Origin of the sequence: Micrococcus sp. IITD107 (assembly GCF_041927415.1) — a bacterium.
GTDB lineage: Bacteria > Actinomycetota > Actinomycetes > Actinomycetales > Micrococcaceae > Citricoccus > Citricoccus terreus.
The window spans coordinates 124,361-142,740 of the sequence record NZ_JBHFFN010000005.1 but is presented as its reverse complement, the minus strand read 5'-3'; the positions used below and the strand labels follow the sequence as shown (position 1 = coordinate 142,740).

Genomic DNA, 18,380 nt, shown 5'->3' with positions numbered 1-18,380 from the left:
GTTGTGGGTCATGACGTTGTAGTCACCAACCGGGGATGAAGGAACGGGCCTCTGGGGTGCGAACTACCGGGCCTCACGCTTGGGACTGCCGCACGAACAGGTGACAGTTGGGGTGTGAGGCCGCGAGGCTCACGGCCGGGTTCATGATTGTCTCGTATTCGATGGGGGTCAATCGACCCAGACGGGCCTGTCGACGGCGGCGGTGATACTTGCGTTCGATCCAGGTAACGAGCGCGATCCGGAGCTCGTCGCGGGTCCGCCACCGCTTCCGGTCCAGGACGTTCTTCTGGAGCAACGCGAAGAAGGACTCCATCGCCGCATTGTCGCCGGCCGCACCAACTTGCCCCATGTAGCCGATGAGGTGGTGACGGTTCAGAGCGTGTACGAACTTCCGCGGCCGAAACTGCCACCCTCTATACGAATGCACGATGCAGCCAGCGACGTCACCGCGGCGGGCGACGGCGTTGTCCAGGGCGTTCACCGCCAGTGGCGCCTTCATCCGGGAGTCCGTGGAGTAGCCCACGATCCGGCCTGAGAACACGTCCTTGATGGCACAGAGGTAGAGCTTTCCCTCGTCAGCCCAGTGCCCTGTGATCTCGGTCAGCCACAGCTCGTTGACGTCATCGGCGGAGAAGTCCCGCTTCACAAGTTCGTCGTGGACCGGCGGCCCAGGACGCTTCCCGTTCTTGCCGCGCTTCTTCCCGAACACTGACCACCACTGGTTGTCCCGGCAGATCCTCTATGCCGTCCGCTCGCACATCCGTGCCGACGGAGCAGGGGTGGCCTGGTCTTTTGTGCCGTTGCGGTACTCGCTAAGGCTGTAGAACCAGGCGATGTGGTGGTGTAGGGCGGCGGCGGCGTCCTGGCCTCGTCTGTCACGGAAAGCTTCCAGGATGGTCTTGTGCTGGTCTTGAAGGGTGCACCGCACGTCAGCCCAGTTGGGTAGGCCTGCGACGGTTTCCTGGACATAGCTGATGGTGGCCTGACGGAGGGAATCCATGATGGTTTCGACCACCACGTTTCCGGCCAGGGAGCTGAGCAGGGTGTGGAATTGGGTGTCGTGTTCGTGGAACCACCCGGAAGGCAGGTCCGGGTCGTCCATGGTGTCGAGCAGCTCGGCGGCCTGGTTCAGGATTTCTGAGCGCTGTTCCGTGTCCGGGGCGGCGGCGGCGTGGCGGGCCGACTGGGTTTCCAGCAGGAGTCGGGTCTGGACGATGTCCCGGACCGGAAGGGACCGGGTGGCAATGTGCATCCGCAGTGCCCACGCCAGGGCGGAGGACGGTTCGGAGATCACCACGGCCCCTGAGCTGGGGCCGGAGCCGGTCGCGGAGCGGACCAAGCCCATGACGTCGAGGATCCGCACGGCCTCGCGGACCGATGCCCGGGAGATGGCGAACTCCTCGGCGAGCTGACGTTCGCTGGGTAGTTTGTCCCCCACGGAGACCTCCCCGGACCTCAACCGCTGCTCCAGCCACTCGAGCACGACGGTGTAAGTACGGGACGTGGGGGGCATGGGTATCTCCGGGGCCTAGGTGGACCGACTCATCGTACTGGCTGTGGGCACGTTCTCAGTTGCCCGGCAGTATCCAGGCCAGCACGTTGGACTGCAGGAACACGAGGGTGCACAGCAGCAGCAGCAGGCCGACCGACCACCAGATGACGGAGCGGAAGATGGCCGATTCCTTGCCCTCCATGGCCACCGAGGTTGCCGCGATGGCCAGCGACTGGGGCGAGATCATCTTGCCGACCACCCCGCCGGAGGTGTTCGCGGCGGTCATCAGGTGCGGGTCCAGGCCTGCCTCCAGGGCGGCGGTCTTCTGCAGGTTGGCGAACAGTGCGTTGGCCGAGGTGTCGGATCCGGTCACGGCCGTGCCGATCCAGCCCAGGACGGGTGAGAAGAAGGCGAAGGCGGCACCGAGTCCGGCCACCCAGGTGCCCATGGCGATGGTTTGGCCGGAGAAGTTCATCACGTAGGCCAGCGACAGCACGGCCATGATGGTCAGGGCCGCGAAGCGCATCCGCCAGAACGTCCTGCCAATCTCCGCCACGGCGTTGCCCAGGGAGAGCCGGAACTTGCCGTGGGCGTTGAAGAGGGAGTAGATCAGGCCCACCAGCAGCCCGGCGATCAGCAGCAGGGTGCCCGGGCTGGAGAGCCATTGGAACTGGTAGACCGTGTTGGTGATGGGCTCGCCGTCGGCATTGAGCAGCCGCCCGTCCAGTCCGGGCCACGGGATGGCGATGTCCGTGGCGGCCAGCGCCGCCGGGATATCCACTCCGATCGTCCACAGCTTGGCGGTGCCGAAGACCGCGACCACGAGGATATAGGGCAGCACCGCCATCCAGATGCGCGCCGGCGTCAGGGACTCCGGGGAGGCCGGCTTGGCCACGCCCAGGCGGTCGCGCACCGCGTCGGCGCCCTTGGGCTTCCAGAACCGCAGGAATATTACGGCGGCGGCCAGCCCGGCCAGCGAGGCGACGACGTCGGTGAGCTCGTAGGAGAAGTAGGTGGCGCTCCACCACTGGGCGACGGCGAATGTGACGCCGATGACCAGGGCGGCCGGCCAGGCCTCGCGCAGACCCCGGAAGCCATCGATGATCAGCAGCAGGAAGGAGGGAACCAGCAGGGCCAAGAACGGGGCCTGGTGTCCGACGACCGCACCGATGTTGGCCGGGTCCAAGTTGGTCAGCACGCCGGCGGTGGTGATGGGGATGCCGACGGCGCCGAAGGCCACGGGGGCGGTGTTGGCGATGAGCACCGCGGTGGCCGTCTTCAACGGCTTCAGCCCCAGGGCCAGGATCATGGTGGCCGTGATGGCCACCGGAGCGCCGAAACCGGCCAGAGCCTCCAACAGGCCGCCGAAGCAGAACGCGATGAGGATGGCCTGGATCCGCAGGTCCCCGCCGCCGATGGTATCGAAGAGGGTCCGCAGGTCCTCGAACCGTCCGCTGAGCACGGTCACCTGGTAGAACCACAGCGCCAGGACCACGATCCACACGATCGGGAAGAGCCCGAACACGGCCCCCTGGGTGGCCGAGAGCAGGGCAAGGTCCCCGGGCATGTGGAAGCCGACCACGGCCACGGCGAGGGCGACCAGCAAGGCGACCCCGCCACAGACGTACGCCCGGGCCTTCACTACCAACAGCAGCACGAAGAACGTGATCAGAGGCAGGGAGCCGACGAGGGCAGAGAGCGCCACGCTCCCGGCTACGGCGTCGGGCATCGCGATGAATGTGCTCACGCGGATCTCCTGGATGGGCCGGTCGGGGAACCGGCAACACCGGTCAGATGTGGACTGACCACAGTGGTCAGGCCACAGACGGTATATGAGGTGAGTCACACGCGTCAACCGCCCTCCGATTCCCCTCTCGCGGCAGGCCCGCACCTCCCCCGCGCGTCCCACCGAAATGGGCGGCTGCCCCGACGCGGGCGATTGTGTGGCGACCATCACTCGCCTAGAGTGGTCTGACCACAGGAGCTCGATCGGTCCCAGCCCCTCTTTTGCCAACGGAGGTCCCATGAGAATCGCCTTGTTTGCTACGTGCATCGTGGACGCGATGTACCCGCGGGTCGCCCTGGCGACCGTGCGGGTCCTGGAGCGGCTGGGCCACGAGGTGGTGTTCCCGCCCGGGCAGGGGTGCTGTTCCCAGATGCACGTCAACAGCGGCTACCTACAGGACGCGCTGCCGGTGGTGCGCAACCACGTGAAGGCCTTCAGTGCCGCGGACTATGACGTCGCGGTGGCGCCCTCGGGGTCCTGTGTGGCCTCCCTGGGGCACCAGCAACCGATGGTCGCCCGGGCCGGCGGGGACGAGGACCTGGCTCGACGGGCCGAGGCGGTGGCCGGGACCACGTATGAGCTCTCCCAATTGCTGGTGGACGTGCTCGGGGTGTCCGATGCCGCCGAGCAACTGGGGTCGTGGTTCCCGCACACGGTGACGTATCACCCGTCCTGCCATGGGATGCGGTTGCTGCGCCTGGGTGACCGGCAGAAGGACCTCGTGCGCTCGGTGGCCGGGGTGGAGTTCACCGAGTTGCCCGACGCCGAGGAGTGTTGCGGGTTCGGCGGCACGTTCTCGTTCAAGAACCCGGACGTGTCCGCGGCGATGGCCGAGGAGAAGATCGGCAACATCACCGCCACCGGCGCCCAGGTCTGCACCGGCGGGGACGCCTCCTGCCTGATGCACCTGGGCGGGGCGATCTCCCGCACCGGTGCGGGGGTTGCCACCGTGCACTTCGCCGAGATCCTGGCCTCCACCCGGCAGAACCCGCTGGAGGTGACCGGGCCGGTGGAGCTGTCCATCCCCGGCCCGACCGGACGACGCCACCGGACCCAAGCCGCCACCGGTTCGGCCAGTATTGATGCCCCCGCGGCCGTGGCCGCCGATTCAGGAGAGAGCCGATGACCCGCACCGCCCTCGGGATGCCCGCCGTCCGCCCCGTGCACGGGCAGGGGAACCTGCACGCCGAGACCGCCTTCCCGGCCGCGGCCCGGGCCGAGATGGGCAACACCCAGATGCGGGCCAATATCCGCCACGCCACCCACACGATCCGCGGCAAGCGCGCCAACGTGGTCAACGAGCTCCCGGACTGGCAGGCGCTGCGCTCGGCCGGTTCGGCCCTCAAGGAGTCGGTGATGGCGAACCTGCCCGAGCTGTTGGAGCAGTTCGAGGCCAATGTCACCGCCCGCGGCGGCACCGTGCACTGGGCCCGGGACGCCGCCGAGGCCAACCGGATCATCACGAACCTGGTCCAGGCCACCGGCAGCACCGAGGCCATCAAGATCAAGTCCATGGCCACCGCAGAGATCGACCTGGAACGCCACCTGGCCGAGCACGGGATCACCGCGACCGAGACCGACCTGGCCGAACTGATCGTCCAGCTGGGCCACGACCGTTCCTCTCACATCCTGGTCCCGGCCATCCACAAGAACCGCCACGAGATCCGCGAGATCTTCCTGCGGGAGATGACCGAGACCGACGAGACCCTCACCTCCGAGCCGCGCGACCTGGCCGAGGCCGCCCGCGCCCACCTGCGCGAGAAGTTCCTCTCCACCAAGGTCGCGATCTCCGGGGCGAACTTCGGAGTCGCCGAGACCGGCACGCTGACCGTGGTGGAGTCCGAGGGCAACGGGCGGATGTGCTTGACCCTGCCCGAGACGCTGATCACCGTGATGGGCATCGAGAAACTCGTCCCCACCTTCGCCGACCTGGAGGTCTACCTGCAGTTGCTGCCGCGGTCCTCCACGGGTGAGCGGATGAACCCCTACACCTCGATGTGGACCGGGGTCACCCCCGGGGACGGGCCCCAAGACGTGCACGTGGTGCTGCTGGACAACGGCCGCTCCGCGGTGCTCTCGGACCCGGCCGGCCGCTCGGCGTTGCACTGCATCCGCTGCTCGGCCTGCTTGAACGTGTGCCCGGTCTACGAACAGGCTGGCGGACACGCCTACGGCTCGACCTACCCCGGCCCGATCGGGGCGATCCTCTCGCCCCAGCTGACCGGGATCACCTCGGCGGAGAACGCCTCCCTGCCGTACGCCTCCACCCTGTGCGGGGCCTGCTACGACGTGTGCCCGGTGAAAATCAACATCCCCGAGATCCTCGTGCACCTGCGCGACGAGGACGTGCGCACCAAGCACGGCCAGCGCCCCGCCGTCGACGCGGTCCCCACCGAAGACGGCGCCACCGCCGCCCTTCAAACTCCGGCCGGCCCCCAAGCCGCCGCCGAGAACACCGGCGGTGGCCGCAACACCGGACCGGCGTCGGGACCAGCCCCGGGCCGGTTGCGCCGGTTGTTCCAGCGGCTGCCGCACCCGCCGTCCGAGATGGACCTGATGATGAAGGGCGCCTCGATGGTGATGTCCTCCGGACGGCGCATGGCCCTGGCCGAGCGGGCCCTGCCCCTGGGCCGGGCCGTGGCCGGCCACGACCGACGCATCGGCTGGCTGCCCGGCATGGCCGGCGGCTGGACCGACGTCCGCGACATCCCAGCACCGCCTCGTGAGTCGTTCCGCAACTGGTGGGCCCAACACGCCGATGAAACGCAGGACCGGGTCCGCGCAGACGGGACGGTACCCGGCGGCGACCCAGCCCAACCCACCGACCCGCACCAGTTGAAGGAGGGCGACCGATGAGCACCGAAGCCAAGACCGAGATCCTGGCCCGCATCCGCGGCGCCCTGGCCGACCAGCCCACCGCCCGGACGGTGGAACGCATCTACCGCACCGTCTCAGACCGGCCCGCCGCGGAAGTCCTGGAGATGCTCGAGGACCGGCTCGTCGACTACAAGGCCACGGTCCACCACGAGAACGTGGAAACCCTACCGGCACGCATCACCGAGCTGCTGGGCTCATCCGCCCGGTACGTGGTCCCCGCTGGTTTGGACCCATCCTGGCTGCCGGCCGACACCGACACCCTCCAGATGATCCGGGAGTCCACGGATGAACGCGGACAGGTGCTCGGGGTCCGAGAACTCAATGCCGTGGACGCCGTGGTCACCTCCTCCACCGTGTCCTGCGCCGAGACCGGCACGATCTTCCTCACCGCCCGCCCCGACGAGGGACGCCGGGCCATCAGCCTGGTCCCGGACCACCACATCTGCGTGGTGCCGGCCGCATCGGTGGTGGAACTGATCCCCGAGGCCCTGGCCCGGGTCGAGCCCACCGCGCCGATCACCATGATCTCCGGACCCTCGGCCACCTCAGATATCGAGCTCGAACGTGTCGAGGGCGTCCACGGCCCACGCCGGCTCGACGTCATCCTGCTCTCCTAACCCCGACGAGTCCAGACCCGCGGTGGCCTCCGCTCATCACCTCGGCGGCGACAGCCGGAATTCAAGGGTGAAACTCGCTGACTACGGCAGCTTGCTCCAAGCCGTCACGCCGGTGCCGAATCAAGTTGCATAGTCACCCGCCCCTCTGGGACTGACAGAGGCTATGGGGTCAAGTCCCTTGTAGTGGTGTAGCGGTTGGATCCTTCCTGGGGCCAGGCGCTGAGTTGGAGGGCCGTGTCGGTGCCGGGGTCCACCTCGTCTCCGGTGTCGTCGACGGGGGTGAGGCGGCAGCGGGCCAAGGCCTCCAGGCCGAGGTAGCGGCGCCCTTGAAGCCCATTCCTCGGTCTGCTCGGCCAGCACCGCCCCGACCAGCCTGACGATGGCCGTCCGGTGGGGGAAGATGCCCACCGCGTCGATGCGGCGACGGACCTCCCGGTTGAGCCGCTCGGCCGGGTTGTTCGACCAGATCTGGGTCCAGACGTCCTTGGGGAACGTGGTGAAGGCCAGGATATCCGCCCGGGCATCACCGAGGTGCTCGGCCACCGCCGGGAGCTTCTCGCTCACGTAGTCCAGCAGCCGGTCGAACTGGGCGCCCACCGCGGCAGCGTGCGCGACCTCGTCAACCGCCTCGAATCCGGAGAATTCACTTCCGGTCCCCGAACGAGGGGATCGCCTTCAGGGGATCTATGGACAAGTCGATGCTCACGGCGATGTCGGCCTTCGCCCAACTTGACTGCGACCAACTGGCCGAGCGCACCGAGGGCCGGGATGGCCGCAGCCGCTGCCCTTGGCCAGGACCGACCGGGCGGCCCGCGGTCAGAGCATCCGCCTGAGGGCCTGCCGCTTCATCCATCCGTACGGCGGGTAGGCCATGCGCAGGGTGTCCACCTGATCCGTCTTGGTCATGACGGGGCGGGCCTGGGTGAACGTCTCGAAACCGGCCCTGCCGTGGTAGTTGCCCATCCCGGACGCGCCCACGCCGCCGAACGGGAGGGTGGGCAGGGCCAGCTGGATCAGGCAGGCATCCAGGGCCATGCCTCCGGCGGTCACCCGCTCCTGGAACGCCTTGGCGTAGCGGTGCCGATCGGTGAACAGGTAGGCCGCCAGCGGGTGGGGCCGCGCGGTGATGAACTCGATCGCCTCCTCGAAGGTCTCCACCCGCAGGATCGGCAGGATCGGGCCGAAGATCTCCTCGGACATCAGCTCGCTGGCCGGGTCCACGTCCGCCAGCACGGTCGGCTCGATGTACCTGCCCTGCACGTCCACGGTCCCGCCGGAGACCAGCCGTGCGCCGCCGTCCAGCGCGTCCTGCAGCAGTCCGGCCAGCCGCTCGGCGTGCTCCACGGAGATCATCCGCCCGTAGTCCGCCGAGGCCGCCGGATCAGATCCGTAGAACTCCTGGATGACCTGGGGCAGGTGCTTCTCCACCGCCGCCTGGGTCTCCGCGCCCACGGCCAGCACATAGTCCGGAGCCACACAGGTCTGACCGGCGTTGGTGAACTTCCCATAGGCGATCCGTCGCGCCACCGTGGCCCACTGCCGGGACTCGGTCACCACGCACGGCGACTTCCCGCCCAGCTCCAGGGTCACCGGGGTGAGCTGCTTCGCGGCGGCCTCGTAGACGATCCGCCCGACCTTCTCCCCGCCGGTGTAGAAGATGTGGTCGAAGGACTGCTCCAGCAGCTCGGTCACCACCTCGGCACCGCCCTGCACCACGGACACCGACCTCGGGTCCAGGTACTCCGGGATGATCCGGGCCAGCAGCTCGGCCGAGGCCGGGGCCTTCTCACTGGGCTTGAGCACCACGGTGTTCCCTCCGGCCAGCGCCGCGACCAGGGGTGCCAGCAGCAGCTGCACCGGGTAGTTCCACGGAGCGATGATCAGCACCGTTCCCAACGGGCGATGCTCGATCTTCGCGCTGGCCGGCTGCAGCGCCAACGGCACCTTGACCGACTCCGGCTCCATCCAGTCCGTCAGATGCAGCAGCGCATGCTCCACCTCGGACCGGGTCACCTGCACCTCGGTGACCATGGCCTCGGTGGCCGACTTGCCCAGGTCCTGCTTCAGCGCCGTACAGATCTCCTCGGACCGCTCGTCGAGCATCCGGCGCAGCCCCTTGAGCTGCTCCACCCGGTGCCGGCGCGGGTGGGCCAGGCGCGCCTTCGCGGCCTGCCGCATCCTCCCGACGGCGGCCACCGGGCTCTCCTGCCCCACGGCGGCCTCCTCAGGGGGCACGGGGAGGGCGAGGACGGCCGGGTCCACCGGCACCTCAAGCTCATCGTCATCGTGCTGGGCGCTGCCCGAGGAGGTGCCGAAGGGCATCTGCGGCAGCGAGGAGAGATCGGGGTGCTCGGTCTGGGGTGACTGTTCAGGCATGGTCCCACGCTAACCGGGGCGCCTGGGCGCTCGATGAGAACGGCCTGCTGCCAGAGGACGATCAGTGCTGAGGCCAGAAGCCTCGGGACTCCATCACCCGGGCCAGGGCGTCCACGTCATCGGTCATCAGCCCGTCCACGCCCATCTCCAGCAGCCGTTCCATCTCGGCCGGCTCGTCCACCACCCAGACGTGCACCTGCAGTCCGGCCTCGTGGCAGCGCGCCACGAACCGGGGCGTCACGATCGGGATCGGCCCCTGCCGCACCGGGACCTGGACGCAGTCGATGTGAGCCAGACGCCTCCCCACCCAGTGCGCCAGCCCCACCGGGGCGGCCAGCACCATGGCGGCGATGGCCGCGGCCCCTCCTGACATCGCCACCCGGCGGCCGGCCGCTCGAGTGAAGTGACGTCGTCGGGAATCATGGAACGAGGCGACCAGGACGCGGTCCCAGGCCCCATGCCGGGCCAGCAGCTCGGCGATGACCGGCGCTGCGGCGTCATCCTTGAGGTCCACGTTCAGGTGCACGTCCGGCCAGGCGGTCAGCAGGTCCTCGAACCGCAGCAGCGGTTCTCCCCCGCCCACCCGGCTGCCGTCCTCGTCCTGCACCACCAGCAGTTCGGAGAGTTCGGCCCAGGTGCGCTCGCTGAGCGGCCCGGTGCCCGTGGTGGTGCGGTCCAGGGTCTCGTCGTGGAAGACCACCAGCTCCCCGTCCGCCGAGGTGCGCACATCCAGCTCCAGGTAGCCGTAGCCGCGCTCCACCGCCGCACGGAAGGCGGCCAGGGTGTTCTCCCGGGTGGTGTCCGCCCCGCGATGGGCGAAGGCGAGCGGCCATCCCTGGCGACCGGGCACGGACTGGGTGAGATAGGGCTGATGCGAGCGGCGGATCACGCTGTCACCCTAGCGGGGCCGCCACGACTACTGTGAGTGCGTGAACACCCCCGATGCGCCGCTGCCCGTGCAGCCCGCCGAATCCTCCTCCCCGCGCCCGCGCATGCCCATCCGGGCCGCCGTGGCCGAGACCTTCTGGCGGTTCAGCCGATGGACCCTGGTCCGGGAGTCCCCCCGCGTGAGCGGCTCACGCCTGCTGATCGGTGCACCCCACACCTCCAACTGGGACTTCGTGCTGATGCTCGCCATCGCCTGGGACGCCCGGCTCCAGGTCCGGTGGCTGGGCAAGGAGGAGCTGTTCCGCGGCCTGGGCGGACCGATCATGACCGCCCTGGGCGGCATCCCCGTGGACCGGAAGAACCCCGCCGGCCTGGTGGACGCCGTGGTGGAGCGGGCTCGCACCGAGAAGGACTTCGCGCTGGTGGTCACCCCCGAGGGCACCCGCAGCGGCAACGGCTGGCGCAGCGGCTTCTACCGGATCGCCCGCGCCGCGGACCTGCCCGTCACCCTGGGGTTCGTGGATGCCACCACCGGCACCACCGGCCTGGGACCGACCCTTCGACTGACCGGAGACGTGGCCGCCGACATGGACCGGATCCGTGGGTTCTACGCGGACAAGGCCGGACTGCGCCCGGAGCTGCGCACCGTACCGCGACTGGCCCGCGAGGACACCTGAGCCGCCACCTCCCGGTCAGCTCGAAGCAGAGGCTTCAGAGTGCTCTGCGTCACAGTAGGATGGTCGGTACTCGCCGCCGTGTGCGCACCCTGACGCACGCCGGCGTGAGCACGCAGAACCTCCACCCCTGACCGGGGAGAACCGACGGGAGCACCACCGTGACCAAGACCATCGTGACCGGCGTGGACGACAGCGCCACCGCCCTCCGCGCAGCACAGAAGGCCGCCGAGCTGGCTGTCGCCCTCGACGCTGAGCTGCACCTGATCTGCGCCTACGGCAAGCTCGAGTCCGAGGTCTTCCACAGCGGGTACGACGAGTTCCACTACAGCAGTGACACCGAGGCCCTGAAGACCGCCCGCGCGGTGGCCCGCAAGGTCCAGGCCCAGGTGCCGGAGGTGAAGATCGTCCCCGAGGCCGCCCCCGGCAGCCCGGCCGTGGCCCTGGTCCGGTCCGCCGAGTCGCTCAAAGCAGACATGATCGTGGTGGGCAACAAGCGCGTGCAGGGATTCACCCGCGTGCTCGGCAGCATCGCCCGCGACGTGATCGCCCACGCCCCCTGCGACGTCCACGTGGCCTACACCCACGAACGGTGAGTCGAGGCGGGGTCTGACCCCCCTGACCCCACCCGACCTCAGTCCAAGGCGAGCAGATGCTCGATCACCTGGGCGACGCCGTCGTCATCACAGGCACCGGCTACCAGATCCGCCGCACCCACCAGCGTGGGGTGACCTGAGCTCACGGCCACTCCCGTGCCGGCCCAGTGGATCATCTCCAGGTCATTGGGCATGTCCCCGAAGGCCACCACCTCAGCGGCGCTGATGCCGTGCGAGGCGGCGAAGTGCTCCAAGGTGGAGGCCTTGTTCACATCCGGGCGGGACATCTCCACCAGGGCCATCCCCGGAGCCGAGTGGGTGACGGCCAGCAGCTCGCCCAGGGCGTCCCGCACGTCGGCCAGGAACGCGTCCGGGTCCTGAGTCCGGGTCTTGGCCAGGAATTTCACGATCTCCGGCTGATCCGGCAGGACGTCCTCCAGGGTCAGTCCCACGTGGTAGGACCAGGCGCGGTCGTCCCCGGGGTGGGCACGTTCCCGGTCCACGAACCCGGAGTCCAGGTGGAACCCGGAGGGGGTCTCCGCCCCGAACGCGGCACTGGGATCCAGGGTGGCGATCAGATCCCGCGCCTGCATGACCGTCTCCAGCTGCATGGGGTGCGACTCCAGCACCGTGTGATCGGCCATGTCGTAGATGACAGCGCCATTGGAGCAGATCACCGGACCGGCGTGTCCCAGGGCATCCTCCAGCGGTGCCAGCCACCGGACCGGCCGGCCAGTCACGAAGACCACCTGGATGCCGGCGTCGTGCGCGCTCTGGAAGGCCTCCACCGTGCGGGGCGTGATGAACCCGGACCGGGTGTGGTCGTAGCCGATGATGGTGCCGTCCAGGTCCGTGGCGATCATCCGGGGCCGGCGGCGCAGCACGTCCTGAGCACCCGTGGACGTGGGGTCTGGGCGAGCTGCGGGGACGGTCGGAGGCATGCACACCATCCTAGGTGTGCCGTACGGCCCCTGCCCCGGACCGACGGCGAGAGCAGACTGCAATGATGGGGCCATGACCCTGACTGATGCAGCCACCCGATCCTCCGCCAGCCCCGTGACCGTCACCGTGACCGGTGCCGCCGGGAACATCGGCTACGCCCTGCTCTTCCGGATCGCCTCCGGCCAACTCCTCGGCCCGGACGTGCCGGTTCGGTTGAACCTGCTGGAGATCCCGGACGCCGTCCGTGCGGCTGAAGGCACGGCCATGGAGCTGGCCGACTCTGCGTTCCCCCTGCTGGATTCCGTCACGGTGACCGACCGCGCTGAGCGCGCGTTCGACGGCGCCGGGGTGGCACTGCTGGTGGGTGCCCGGCCGCGCGGGAAGGGCATGGAGCGCGCCGACCTGCTCGAGGCCAACGGCGGGATCTTCGGTCCTCAGGGCCGGGCCATCAACGACCACGCCGCGGATGACATCCGTGTCCTGGTGGTGGGCAACCCCGCCAACACCAACGCGCTGATCGCCTCCGCGCATGCTCCGGACGTGCCGGCCGAGCGGTTCACCGCCATGACCCGGCTGGACCACAACCGCGCGGTCTCCCAGCTCGCCGCACACACCGGTGCGGCCGTGCGGGACATCGAGGGCATCACCATCTGGGGCAACCACTCCGCCACACAGTTCCCCGATCTCACCCACGCCACGGTGACCGTGGACGGGTCCTCACGCCCAGCACTGGAGCTGGTGGAGCGGGCCTGGGTGGACGAGGAGTTCATCCCCCGGGTGGCGAAGCGTGGAGCGGAGATCATCGAGGTGCGCGGTGCCTCCTCCGCCGCCAGCGCGGCCAGTGCGGCGATCGATCACGTGTACGACTGGGTCAACGGCACCCAGGGGCGGCGCACCTCGGCGGCGATCGTCTCCGACGGCTCCTACGGGGTGCCCGATGGGCTGATCAGCTCGTTCCCGGTGGTCAGCGAGGGTGGTGCGTGGCAGATCGTCCCCGGGTTGGAGCCGGACGAGGAGCTGCTGCCCGGGGCCGGCGAGCGCCTGGCCACCACGGTGGCCGAACTGGAGTCCGAGCGGGACGCAGTGCGTTTGCTGGGCCTGTTGGGCTGACGGAGCGGCTCTCCGTCCGCGCAGCACCACCGGCACGGATTGTCGCGAAGATGTCGCTCTGACCGGTCTCGTCCCGCTCAGAGCGACAGGACGGCATCAATCGGCGTCAGCACGAGGTGGGCTTCTGCCCGGCGGCGGTTCAGCCGTCCAGTTCAGCGCGCGACGGCGGGTCCGCACCCGGGCGTGAGGAGGTCACCGCGGCAGCCCGCGCGGCATAGCGCAGGACGTCCTCCGTGTCCTGGACGCTGATCCGGTTCAGCGCCTCCCGGTGGGCCGCGCCCAGCAGGCCCCGGTCCTTCAGGGCGGTGAGCAGCGCGGCGGTGAAGGAGTCTCCGGCACCCACGGTGTCCTCGACCTCCACGGGGACGGTGGGCACCTGCACGATCCCCTCGGCGGTGGCGCACAGGATGTCCTGGGCACCGCGGGTCACCACCACCAGGGCGGGCTCCACCTGCTGCCAGGCCACGATCGACTCCTCGATGGTGCGGTCCGGGTAGAGCCACTTCAGGTCTTCGTCCGAGGCGTGCACGATGTCCGTCAGGGCCACGATCTCCTCAGCCCGGCGCCGGGCGGCGGCACGGTCCTGGACCAGGGTGGGACGGCAGTTGGGGTCGTAGCTGATGGTGACCGTGGGTTCGATCCGCTCCAGCAGCTCCATCACGGTGCTGGCCCCGGGCTCGAGCATGGTGGCGATGGACCCGGTGTGCACGTGGGTCAGACCCCCGTCCACGGAGAGCCCGTGCTCCACCTCGGCCGCAGCCGGGAGGGTCCAGTCCATGGTGAAGCCGTAGCTGGCGGCGCCGGTGGGGTCCAGCCGGGCCGTGGCCACAGAGGTGGGGGCCTGGTCAGCCTCGAGCACGCTGCGCACGGAGTTGGCCTGCAGGTGCTGTTCGATCATGGTGCCGTACTCATCCTGACCCCAGCGCCCCACGAAGAGGACCTCCTCGCCGAGCCGGGCCAGTCCGACGGCCACGTTCAGGGGGCTTCCGCCCACGTGGGCCCGGGGATCGGCGGTGTCTGAGACCACCACATCCACCAGTGCCTCACCGATCACCGCCACCACGTCTGCCACGCTTCAACGGTACCCTACCGATGGGCCGCGAAACCGTGCCTGACCGCCCTCCCCAGTCCCCTCGAGAGGCCATCATGACCGAGCAGAACCGCACCCTCGCCCAACGCCTCGGCGTGGCCTGGACCGTCCATGGAGACGGCCGCCGGATCACCCCTGGCGAGGTGGTGGCACCTGGCGAGAGACTGGGCTGGTTCCAGACGGCCGGCGTCGGGGTCCAGCACGTGATGGCCATGTTCGGCGCCACCGTGCTGGTGCCCACGCTGACCGGATTCCCCGTCACCGCAGCCCTGTTCTTCTCCGGGGTGGGCACCCTGCTGTTCCTGCTGATCACGCGCGGACGCGTGCCCTCCTACCTGGGCAGCTCCTTCGCGTTCATCGCCCCCATCGGTGCGGCCATGAACCAGCACGGCATGGGTGGAGCGCTCTTCGGGGTGCTGTCCACGGGCGTTGCGCTGTTCATCGTCGGGGTGATCGTGCAGCGGGCTGGCGTGGGCTGGATCCACGCGCTGATGCCGCCGGTGGTGATGGGCACCATCGTGGCGCTGATCGGCCTGAATCTGGCCGGCGCCACCACCGCCGGCATGCAGGACGTCCCGCTGACCACCTTCGGCACCGCTCTGGCGATCGTGGTCTGCGCGGTGCTCTTCCGCGGGCTGCTGGGACGGCTCTCCATCCTGTTGGGCATCGTGGTGGGCTACCTGATCGCGCTGGCGCAGGGCCAGGTGGACTTCACCCCCGTGGGCGAGGCGGACTGGTTCGGCCTGCCCCCGTTCCACACCCCTGGCTTCCACCCGGACGTGCTGTTCCTGTTCCTGCCGGTGGTCCTGGTGCTGGTCGCGGAGAACATCGGCCATGTGCGCACGGTGGGCCTGATGACCGGGCGGGACCTGGACTCCTCCAATGGCCGGGCCCTGATGGCCGACGGTCTCTCCACCACCCTGTCCGGCCTGGGCGGCGGCGTGGGCACCACCACGTACGCGGAGAACATCGGGGTGATGGCCTCCTCACGCGTCTACTCCACCGCCGCGTACTGGGTGGCCGGGTTCACCGCGCTGGCACTGGCGTTCCTGCCCAAGTTCGGCGCACTGATCAACACCATCCCCGCAGGAGTGGCCGCCGGTGCGGGCATCATCCTCTACGGCATGATCGGCATCATGGGTGCGCGCATCTGGGTGCAGAACCGCGTGGACTTCTCCAACAGCATCTTCCTGATGACCGCCGGCGCCGGCCTGATCATCGCGATCGCCGACCCCCAGCTGGTGGCCTTCGGCATGACGTTCGGCGGCATCACTCTGGGCACTGCGGCGGCCCTGATCGTCTACCACCTGATGAGCGCGATCGCCCGGGCCCGCGGCACCGAGCCGGTCTCCCCCGAGGACGAGGACACCTACACCGCCTCCGAGCCGGGCCGCCTGGGCTGAGTCGATGCGCGCGCACCTGGTCATCTCTGGTCCGTCCGGCTCCGGCAAGTCCACCGTGGGGCGGCTGGTGGCCACACAGCTGGGGCGCGTGTGGCTGGAGGGGGATGCGTTCCACACGGTGCAGAACCGGAACCGGATGGCCGAAGGGATCGCGCTCACCGATGAGGACCGGGCACCGTGGCTGGACCGGCTTGCGCAGGAGCTGCGCCGGCTCGGCGATCTGGGGCTGCCCGCCGTCCTCGCCTGCTCGGCGCTGAGGCGGTCCTACCGCGACGTGCTGCGCGGCTGCGGGCACCCAGTGACGGTGGTGCAGCTGCAGGTCTCCCCGGAGGATCTGGCCGCCCGGGTGGCCGCCCGGCGAGCGCACTTCATGCCCACCTCCCTGCTGGCCAGCCAGATCGCGCTGATGGAGCCGCTCGAACCGGACGAGGACGGCGTCTCCGTGCCGACCGGTGCAGACGCGCAGTCCACCGCGGCCGCTGTGCTGACGGCTCTGGATCCGGGCTGACCGGCGGTGACGGCAGGGGGCCGGCTCGAGCGCTCGGTCTGGGAACCCCAGAACACCCCGTCGGAGTCTCCGGCGTCGGCGAACTCGAAGAAGTCCATGGTGGTCAGGGCCCGGTTCGCCGCGATCGGCTCCACCTCTGGCGGGAGGGACCTGAAGGTCCGGTCTTGCACCCTCTTCCCGGAAACTCACCCCTCCCCAGGGAGGTGAGGATCCGGGCCGGGGGTGAGAGACGGCGGCTTGGACTGACTCAGCCGCGCGCCAGGTGGACCAGCACGCCCCAGCCGTTGTTCAACAGGTGCACCAGGATGACCATCGTCAGGTTGCGGTAGCGCCACCACAGCACGCCCACGAACCAGCCGAAGGTGCCCTGCACGGCGATCACCTGCGCCACATCCAGCCAGATCTGCCCGGTCCCGTGGCTGCCCAGGTGCATCAGTCCGAACAACACTGAGGTCACCCCGATCCCGGCCCACACTCCCAGCCCCGCCTCGAGCCGGGTCTGCAGCCATCGGCGGAAGAACAGCTCCTCCCCCACGCCGGCCGTGAGGGCCGTGGCCGTGGCACCGATGATCAGGAAGGTGGGGTCCACCTCCCCGGGGTCGTAGATCGGATTCCACGGTGCCAGCTCTGCCAGGAGGAACCAGACCACCACGACGACGGCCGGCGCCCACCAGCGCCAGGCGCCGGATCCGCGGTGGATGCGGACCGATCGGCGCACCGTGAGCACCAGCAGTGCCGGCAGCGCGATCAGCAGGGCGGCCTTGGCCAGAATGTAGTCCTCGTTGCGCCAGGGGACCATGGCGGCGCCGGCGGTGAACACCAGGAACAGCACCAGCAGTCCGAAATTGGAGACGATCAGCCGGCCGCGATCAACGGCCTGTGCCGGCAAAGGCTCAGGGCGCCGAGGCAGCAGGAGGGTCAGCATGATGCCTGCCGCGGAGGGCAGCAGCAGCGTCCAGAGGGCCGGGGTGGCGGCGGTGGAGTCTGAGGAGGCGATCACCCCGTCCGGAGCGGCCACCAGCATGGTGATGATGCTGGCCACGGTCAGGCCCAGGGCGCCGAGGAACAGCGCCCGTCCCCACTGTGGTCTGATCAAAGGTGTGGTGTGAACCGTCTGATCCACGGCGTCCCCTCCTGTGGTCATCTGCTGTGTTCGACGGCTGATGTCAGCCCCTCGAGGAGCCCGGGCGGCGGCCCTTGGCGGCCCCTACGAAGTCCTGGATCAGCTGCGAGTCCAGCTCGCGCAGCCAGGCCAGGCCCACCTGCCAGCCGGGGTGCCCCTGCGGGGCCTCTGCCTGGACCATCGGCAGGACCACCACGTCCTTGCGGCCGAACTGGCGGGCCACCGAGGCCGGCAGCACCGTGTGCCCCACGCCGGTGGCGACGATCTCCACGGCCATCCGCTCGCCCGAACCCGGAGTCTCCGGGGCGTCCAGGGGATCCTCTGGGATGGGCGGGGCGAACCGTGCCGGGTCCATCAGCTCCTCCGGGTCCAGCTCGCTGGCCGGGACGGGGCCGTCGGTCTCCACGTCCCACGCGGCGAGCAGGTGCTCCTTGCCCACGCAGACCACCGGGGACTCCTCGTAGAACTGCACCACATGCACCGTGTCCGGATCGATCCCGCCGGCCTGCAGGTGCTCCTGCGGCGTGGAGTCCAGGGGCCACCGGAGGTAGCCGACCATCGGCAGCCCTCGCTGCCCAGCCCCCTCCTCACCGGGAGCCAGCAGGAGAAACTGCGCGCCGTCGTCGTGGTGGAGCTGCTGGATCCGGCGCTCCCGCGAGGTGAACCGGTCCACCCATTTGGAGGGCGTGGCGCCCGGGATGGTGGTCAGGAAGAGCGTCTCCGGGACGATGTCCGGCACAGCTGGCGAGCCGATCTTCCGCGAGGCGGTTCTCTGCTGAAGCTGCCGCTGCGCTTGGGACGCCTGCGTGGACCGGCCCGGCCGAGCAGGGCGGGCGCTGCGGGCGGGCTTGCCGGATCGGCGCGCCATCGGGTCCTCCTGGGTGGGGTGCGGTCGGCT

At 69.5% G+C, this 18,380-nt stretch carries 16 protein-coding genes and 3 pseudogenes; 8 read left to right on the top strand and 11 right to left on the bottom strand.

Translation table 11 applies throughout. The features are described 5' to 3' along the window. Positions 1 to 73: 73 nt before the first annotated feature. The 3 genes and pseudogenes from ACEXHE_RS10260 to ACEXHE_RS10250 form a co-directional block, all read right to left on the bottom strand. Positions 74 to 739: pseudogene (locus ACEXHE_RS10260) on the bottom strand (IS3 family transposase); the annotation flags it as partial. After that, on the bottom strand, positions 740 to 1,513 hold the full coding sequence (locus ACEXHE_RS10255; RefSeq protein ID WP_374785727.1) for a FadR/GntR family transcriptional regulator: 774 nt from the start codon (positions 1,511 to 1,513) through the stop codon (positions 740 to 742). Positions 1,514 to 1,568: 55 nt separating this feature from the next. Further along, on the bottom strand, positions 1,569 to 3,239 hold the full coding sequence (locus ACEXHE_RS10250) for an L-lactate permease (protein ID WP_374785726.1): 1,671 nt from the start codon (positions 3,237 to 3,239) through the stop codon (positions 1,569 to 1,571). 277 nt (positions 3,240 to 3,516) lie between these two features. Here ACEXHE_RS10250 and ACEXHE_RS10245 point away from each other — a divergent pair, with 277 nt between their 5' ends. The 3 genes from ACEXHE_RS10245 to ACEXHE_RS10235 are packed head-to-tail and all read left to right on the top strand — an operon-like array spanning position 3,517 to position 6,772. Then, on the top strand, positions 3,517 to 4,404 hold the full coding sequence (locus ACEXHE_RS10245) for a (Fe-S)-binding protein (RefSeq protein ID WP_374785725.1): 888 nt from the start codon (positions 3,517 to 3,519) through the stop codon (positions 4,402 to 4,404). Then, complete coding sequence (locus ACEXHE_RS10240) at positions 4,401 to 6,134, top strand: lactate utilization protein B (RefSeq protein ID WP_374785724.1); 1,734 nt, start codon at positions 4,401 to 4,403, stop codon at positions 6,132 to 6,134. The genes ACEXHE_RS10245 and ACEXHE_RS10240 overlap by 4 nt, the downstream gene beginning before the upstream one ends. Beyond that, positions 6,131 to 6,772 (top strand): lactate utilization protein C, encoded by a 642-nt coding sequence (locus ACEXHE_RS10235; protein ID WP_374785723.1) that lies wholly within the window; start codon positions 6,131 to 6,133, stop codon positions 6,770 to 6,772. The genes ACEXHE_RS10240 and ACEXHE_RS10235 overlap by 4 nt, the downstream gene beginning before the upstream one ends. A 161-nt stretch (positions 6,773 to 6,933) precedes the next feature. Here ACEXHE_RS10235 and ACEXHE_RS10230 read toward each other — a convergent pair. The 3 genes and pseudogenes from ACEXHE_RS10230 to ACEXHE_RS10220 form a co-directional block, all read right to left on the bottom strand. Next, positions 6,934 to 7,441, bottom strand: a pseudogene (locus ACEXHE_RS10230) (transposase); the annotation flags it as partial. A gap of 147 nt (positions 7,442 to 7,588) precedes the next feature. Beyond that, positions 7,589 to 9,148 carry an aldehyde dehydrogenase family protein gene (locus ACEXHE_RS10225; RefSeq protein WP_374785722.1) on the bottom strand — a complete coding sequence of 520 codons (1,560 nt, stop codon included), beginning with the start codon at positions 9,146 to 9,148 and terminating at the stop codon, positions 7,589 to 7,591. 61 nt (positions 9,149 to 9,209) lie between these two features. Continuing rightward, the gene (locus ACEXHE_RS10220; RefSeq protein ID WP_374785721.1) at positions 9,210 to 10,037 is read right to left on the bottom strand and encodes a glycerophosphodiester phosphodiesterase; all 828 of its coding nucleotides are present in this window, start codon (positions 10,035 to 10,037) and stop codon (positions 9,210 to 9,212) included. 103 nt (positions 10,038 to 10,140) lie between these two features. On the opposite strand from ACEXHE_RS10220, the gene ACEXHE_RS10215 reads away from it, so the two are divergent. Both ACEXHE_RS10215 and ACEXHE_RS10210 read left to right on the top strand, forming a co-directional pair. Continuing rightward, positions 10,141 to 10,713 (top strand): 1-acyl-sn-glycerol-3-phosphate acyltransferase, encoded by a 573-nt coding sequence (locus tag ACEXHE_RS10215; protein WP_374785809.1) that lies wholly within the window; start codon positions 10,141 to 10,143, stop codon positions 10,711 to 10,713. A gap of 158 nt (positions 10,714 to 10,871) precedes the next feature. Next, a complete protein-coding gene (locus ACEXHE_RS10210) occupies positions 10,872 to 11,306 on the top strand; it encodes a universal stress protein (RefSeq protein ID WP_374785720.1) in 435 nt (144 codons plus the stop codon). Positions 11,307 to 11,344: 38 nt separating this feature from the next. On the opposite strand, the gene ACEXHE_RS10205 is transcribed toward ACEXHE_RS10210, so the two are convergent. Further along, positions 11,345 to 12,247: an HAD family hydrolase gene (locus tag ACEXHE_RS10205; RefSeq protein WP_374785719.1), complete on the bottom strand. Its 903-nt coding sequence runs from the start codon at positions 12,245 to 12,247 to the stop codon at positions 11,345 to 11,347. A gap of 73 nt (positions 12,248 to 12,320) precedes the next feature. Here ACEXHE_RS10205 and ACEXHE_RS10200 point away from each other — a divergent pair, with 73 nt between their 5' ends. Beyond that, positions 12,321 to 13,358, top strand: coding sequence for a malate dehydrogenase (locus ACEXHE_RS10200; RefSeq protein WP_374785718.1), 1,038 nt, complete (start codon positions 12,321 to 12,323; stop codon positions 13,356 to 13,358). Positions 13,359 to 13,497: 139 nt separating this feature from the next. On the opposite strand, the gene ACEXHE_RS10195 is transcribed toward ACEXHE_RS10200, so the two are convergent. Beyond that, the gene (locus ACEXHE_RS10195) at positions 13,498 to 14,430 is read right to left on the bottom strand and encodes a carbohydrate kinase (protein ID WP_245760789.1); all 933 of its coding nucleotides are present in this window, start codon (positions 14,428 to 14,430) and stop codon (positions 13,498 to 13,500) included. A gap of 74 nt (positions 14,431 to 14,504) precedes the next feature. Between ACEXHE_RS10195 and ACEXHE_RS10190 the strand changes: the two genes are divergently transcribed. Both ACEXHE_RS10190 and ACEXHE_RS10185 read left to right on the top strand, forming a co-directional pair. Further along, positions 14,505 to 15,851 (top strand): uracil-xanthine permease family protein, encoded by a 1,347-nt coding sequence (locus ACEXHE_RS10190; RefSeq protein WP_374785717.1) that lies wholly within the window; start codon positions 14,505 to 14,507, stop codon positions 15,849 to 15,851. A 4-nt stretch (positions 15,852 to 15,855) separates the two neighbouring features. Beyond that, positions 15,856 to 16,359: a gluconokinase gene (locus ACEXHE_RS10185; protein ID WP_374785716.1), complete on the top strand. Its 504-nt coding sequence runs from the start codon at positions 15,856 to 15,858 to the stop codon at positions 16,357 to 16,359. Positions 16,360 to 16,415: 56 nt separating this feature from the next. Here the strand turns inward: ACEXHE_RS10185 and ACEXHE_RS10180 are convergent. The 3 genes and pseudogenes from ACEXHE_RS10180 to ACEXHE_RS10170 form a co-directional block, all read right to left on the bottom strand. Continuing rightward, positions 16,416 to 16,529, bottom strand: a pseudogene (locus ACEXHE_RS10180) (hypothetical protein); the annotation flags it as partial. A gap of 77 nt (positions 16,530 to 16,606) precedes the next feature. Next, positions 16,607 to 17,482, bottom strand: a complete 876-nt coding sequence (locus ACEXHE_RS10175; RefSeq protein WP_374785715.1) for a lysostaphin resistance A-like protein — start codon at positions 17,480 to 17,482, stop codon at positions 16,607 to 16,609. A gap of 43 nt (positions 17,483 to 17,525) precedes the next feature. Next, positions 17,526 to 18,350 (bottom strand): LysR family transcriptional regulator substrate-binding protein, encoded by an 825-nt coding sequence (locus ACEXHE_RS10170; RefSeq protein ID WP_374785714.1) that lies wholly within the window; start codon positions 18,348 to 18,350, stop codon positions 17,526 to 17,528. Positions 18,351 to 18,380 lie beyond the last annotated feature (30 nt).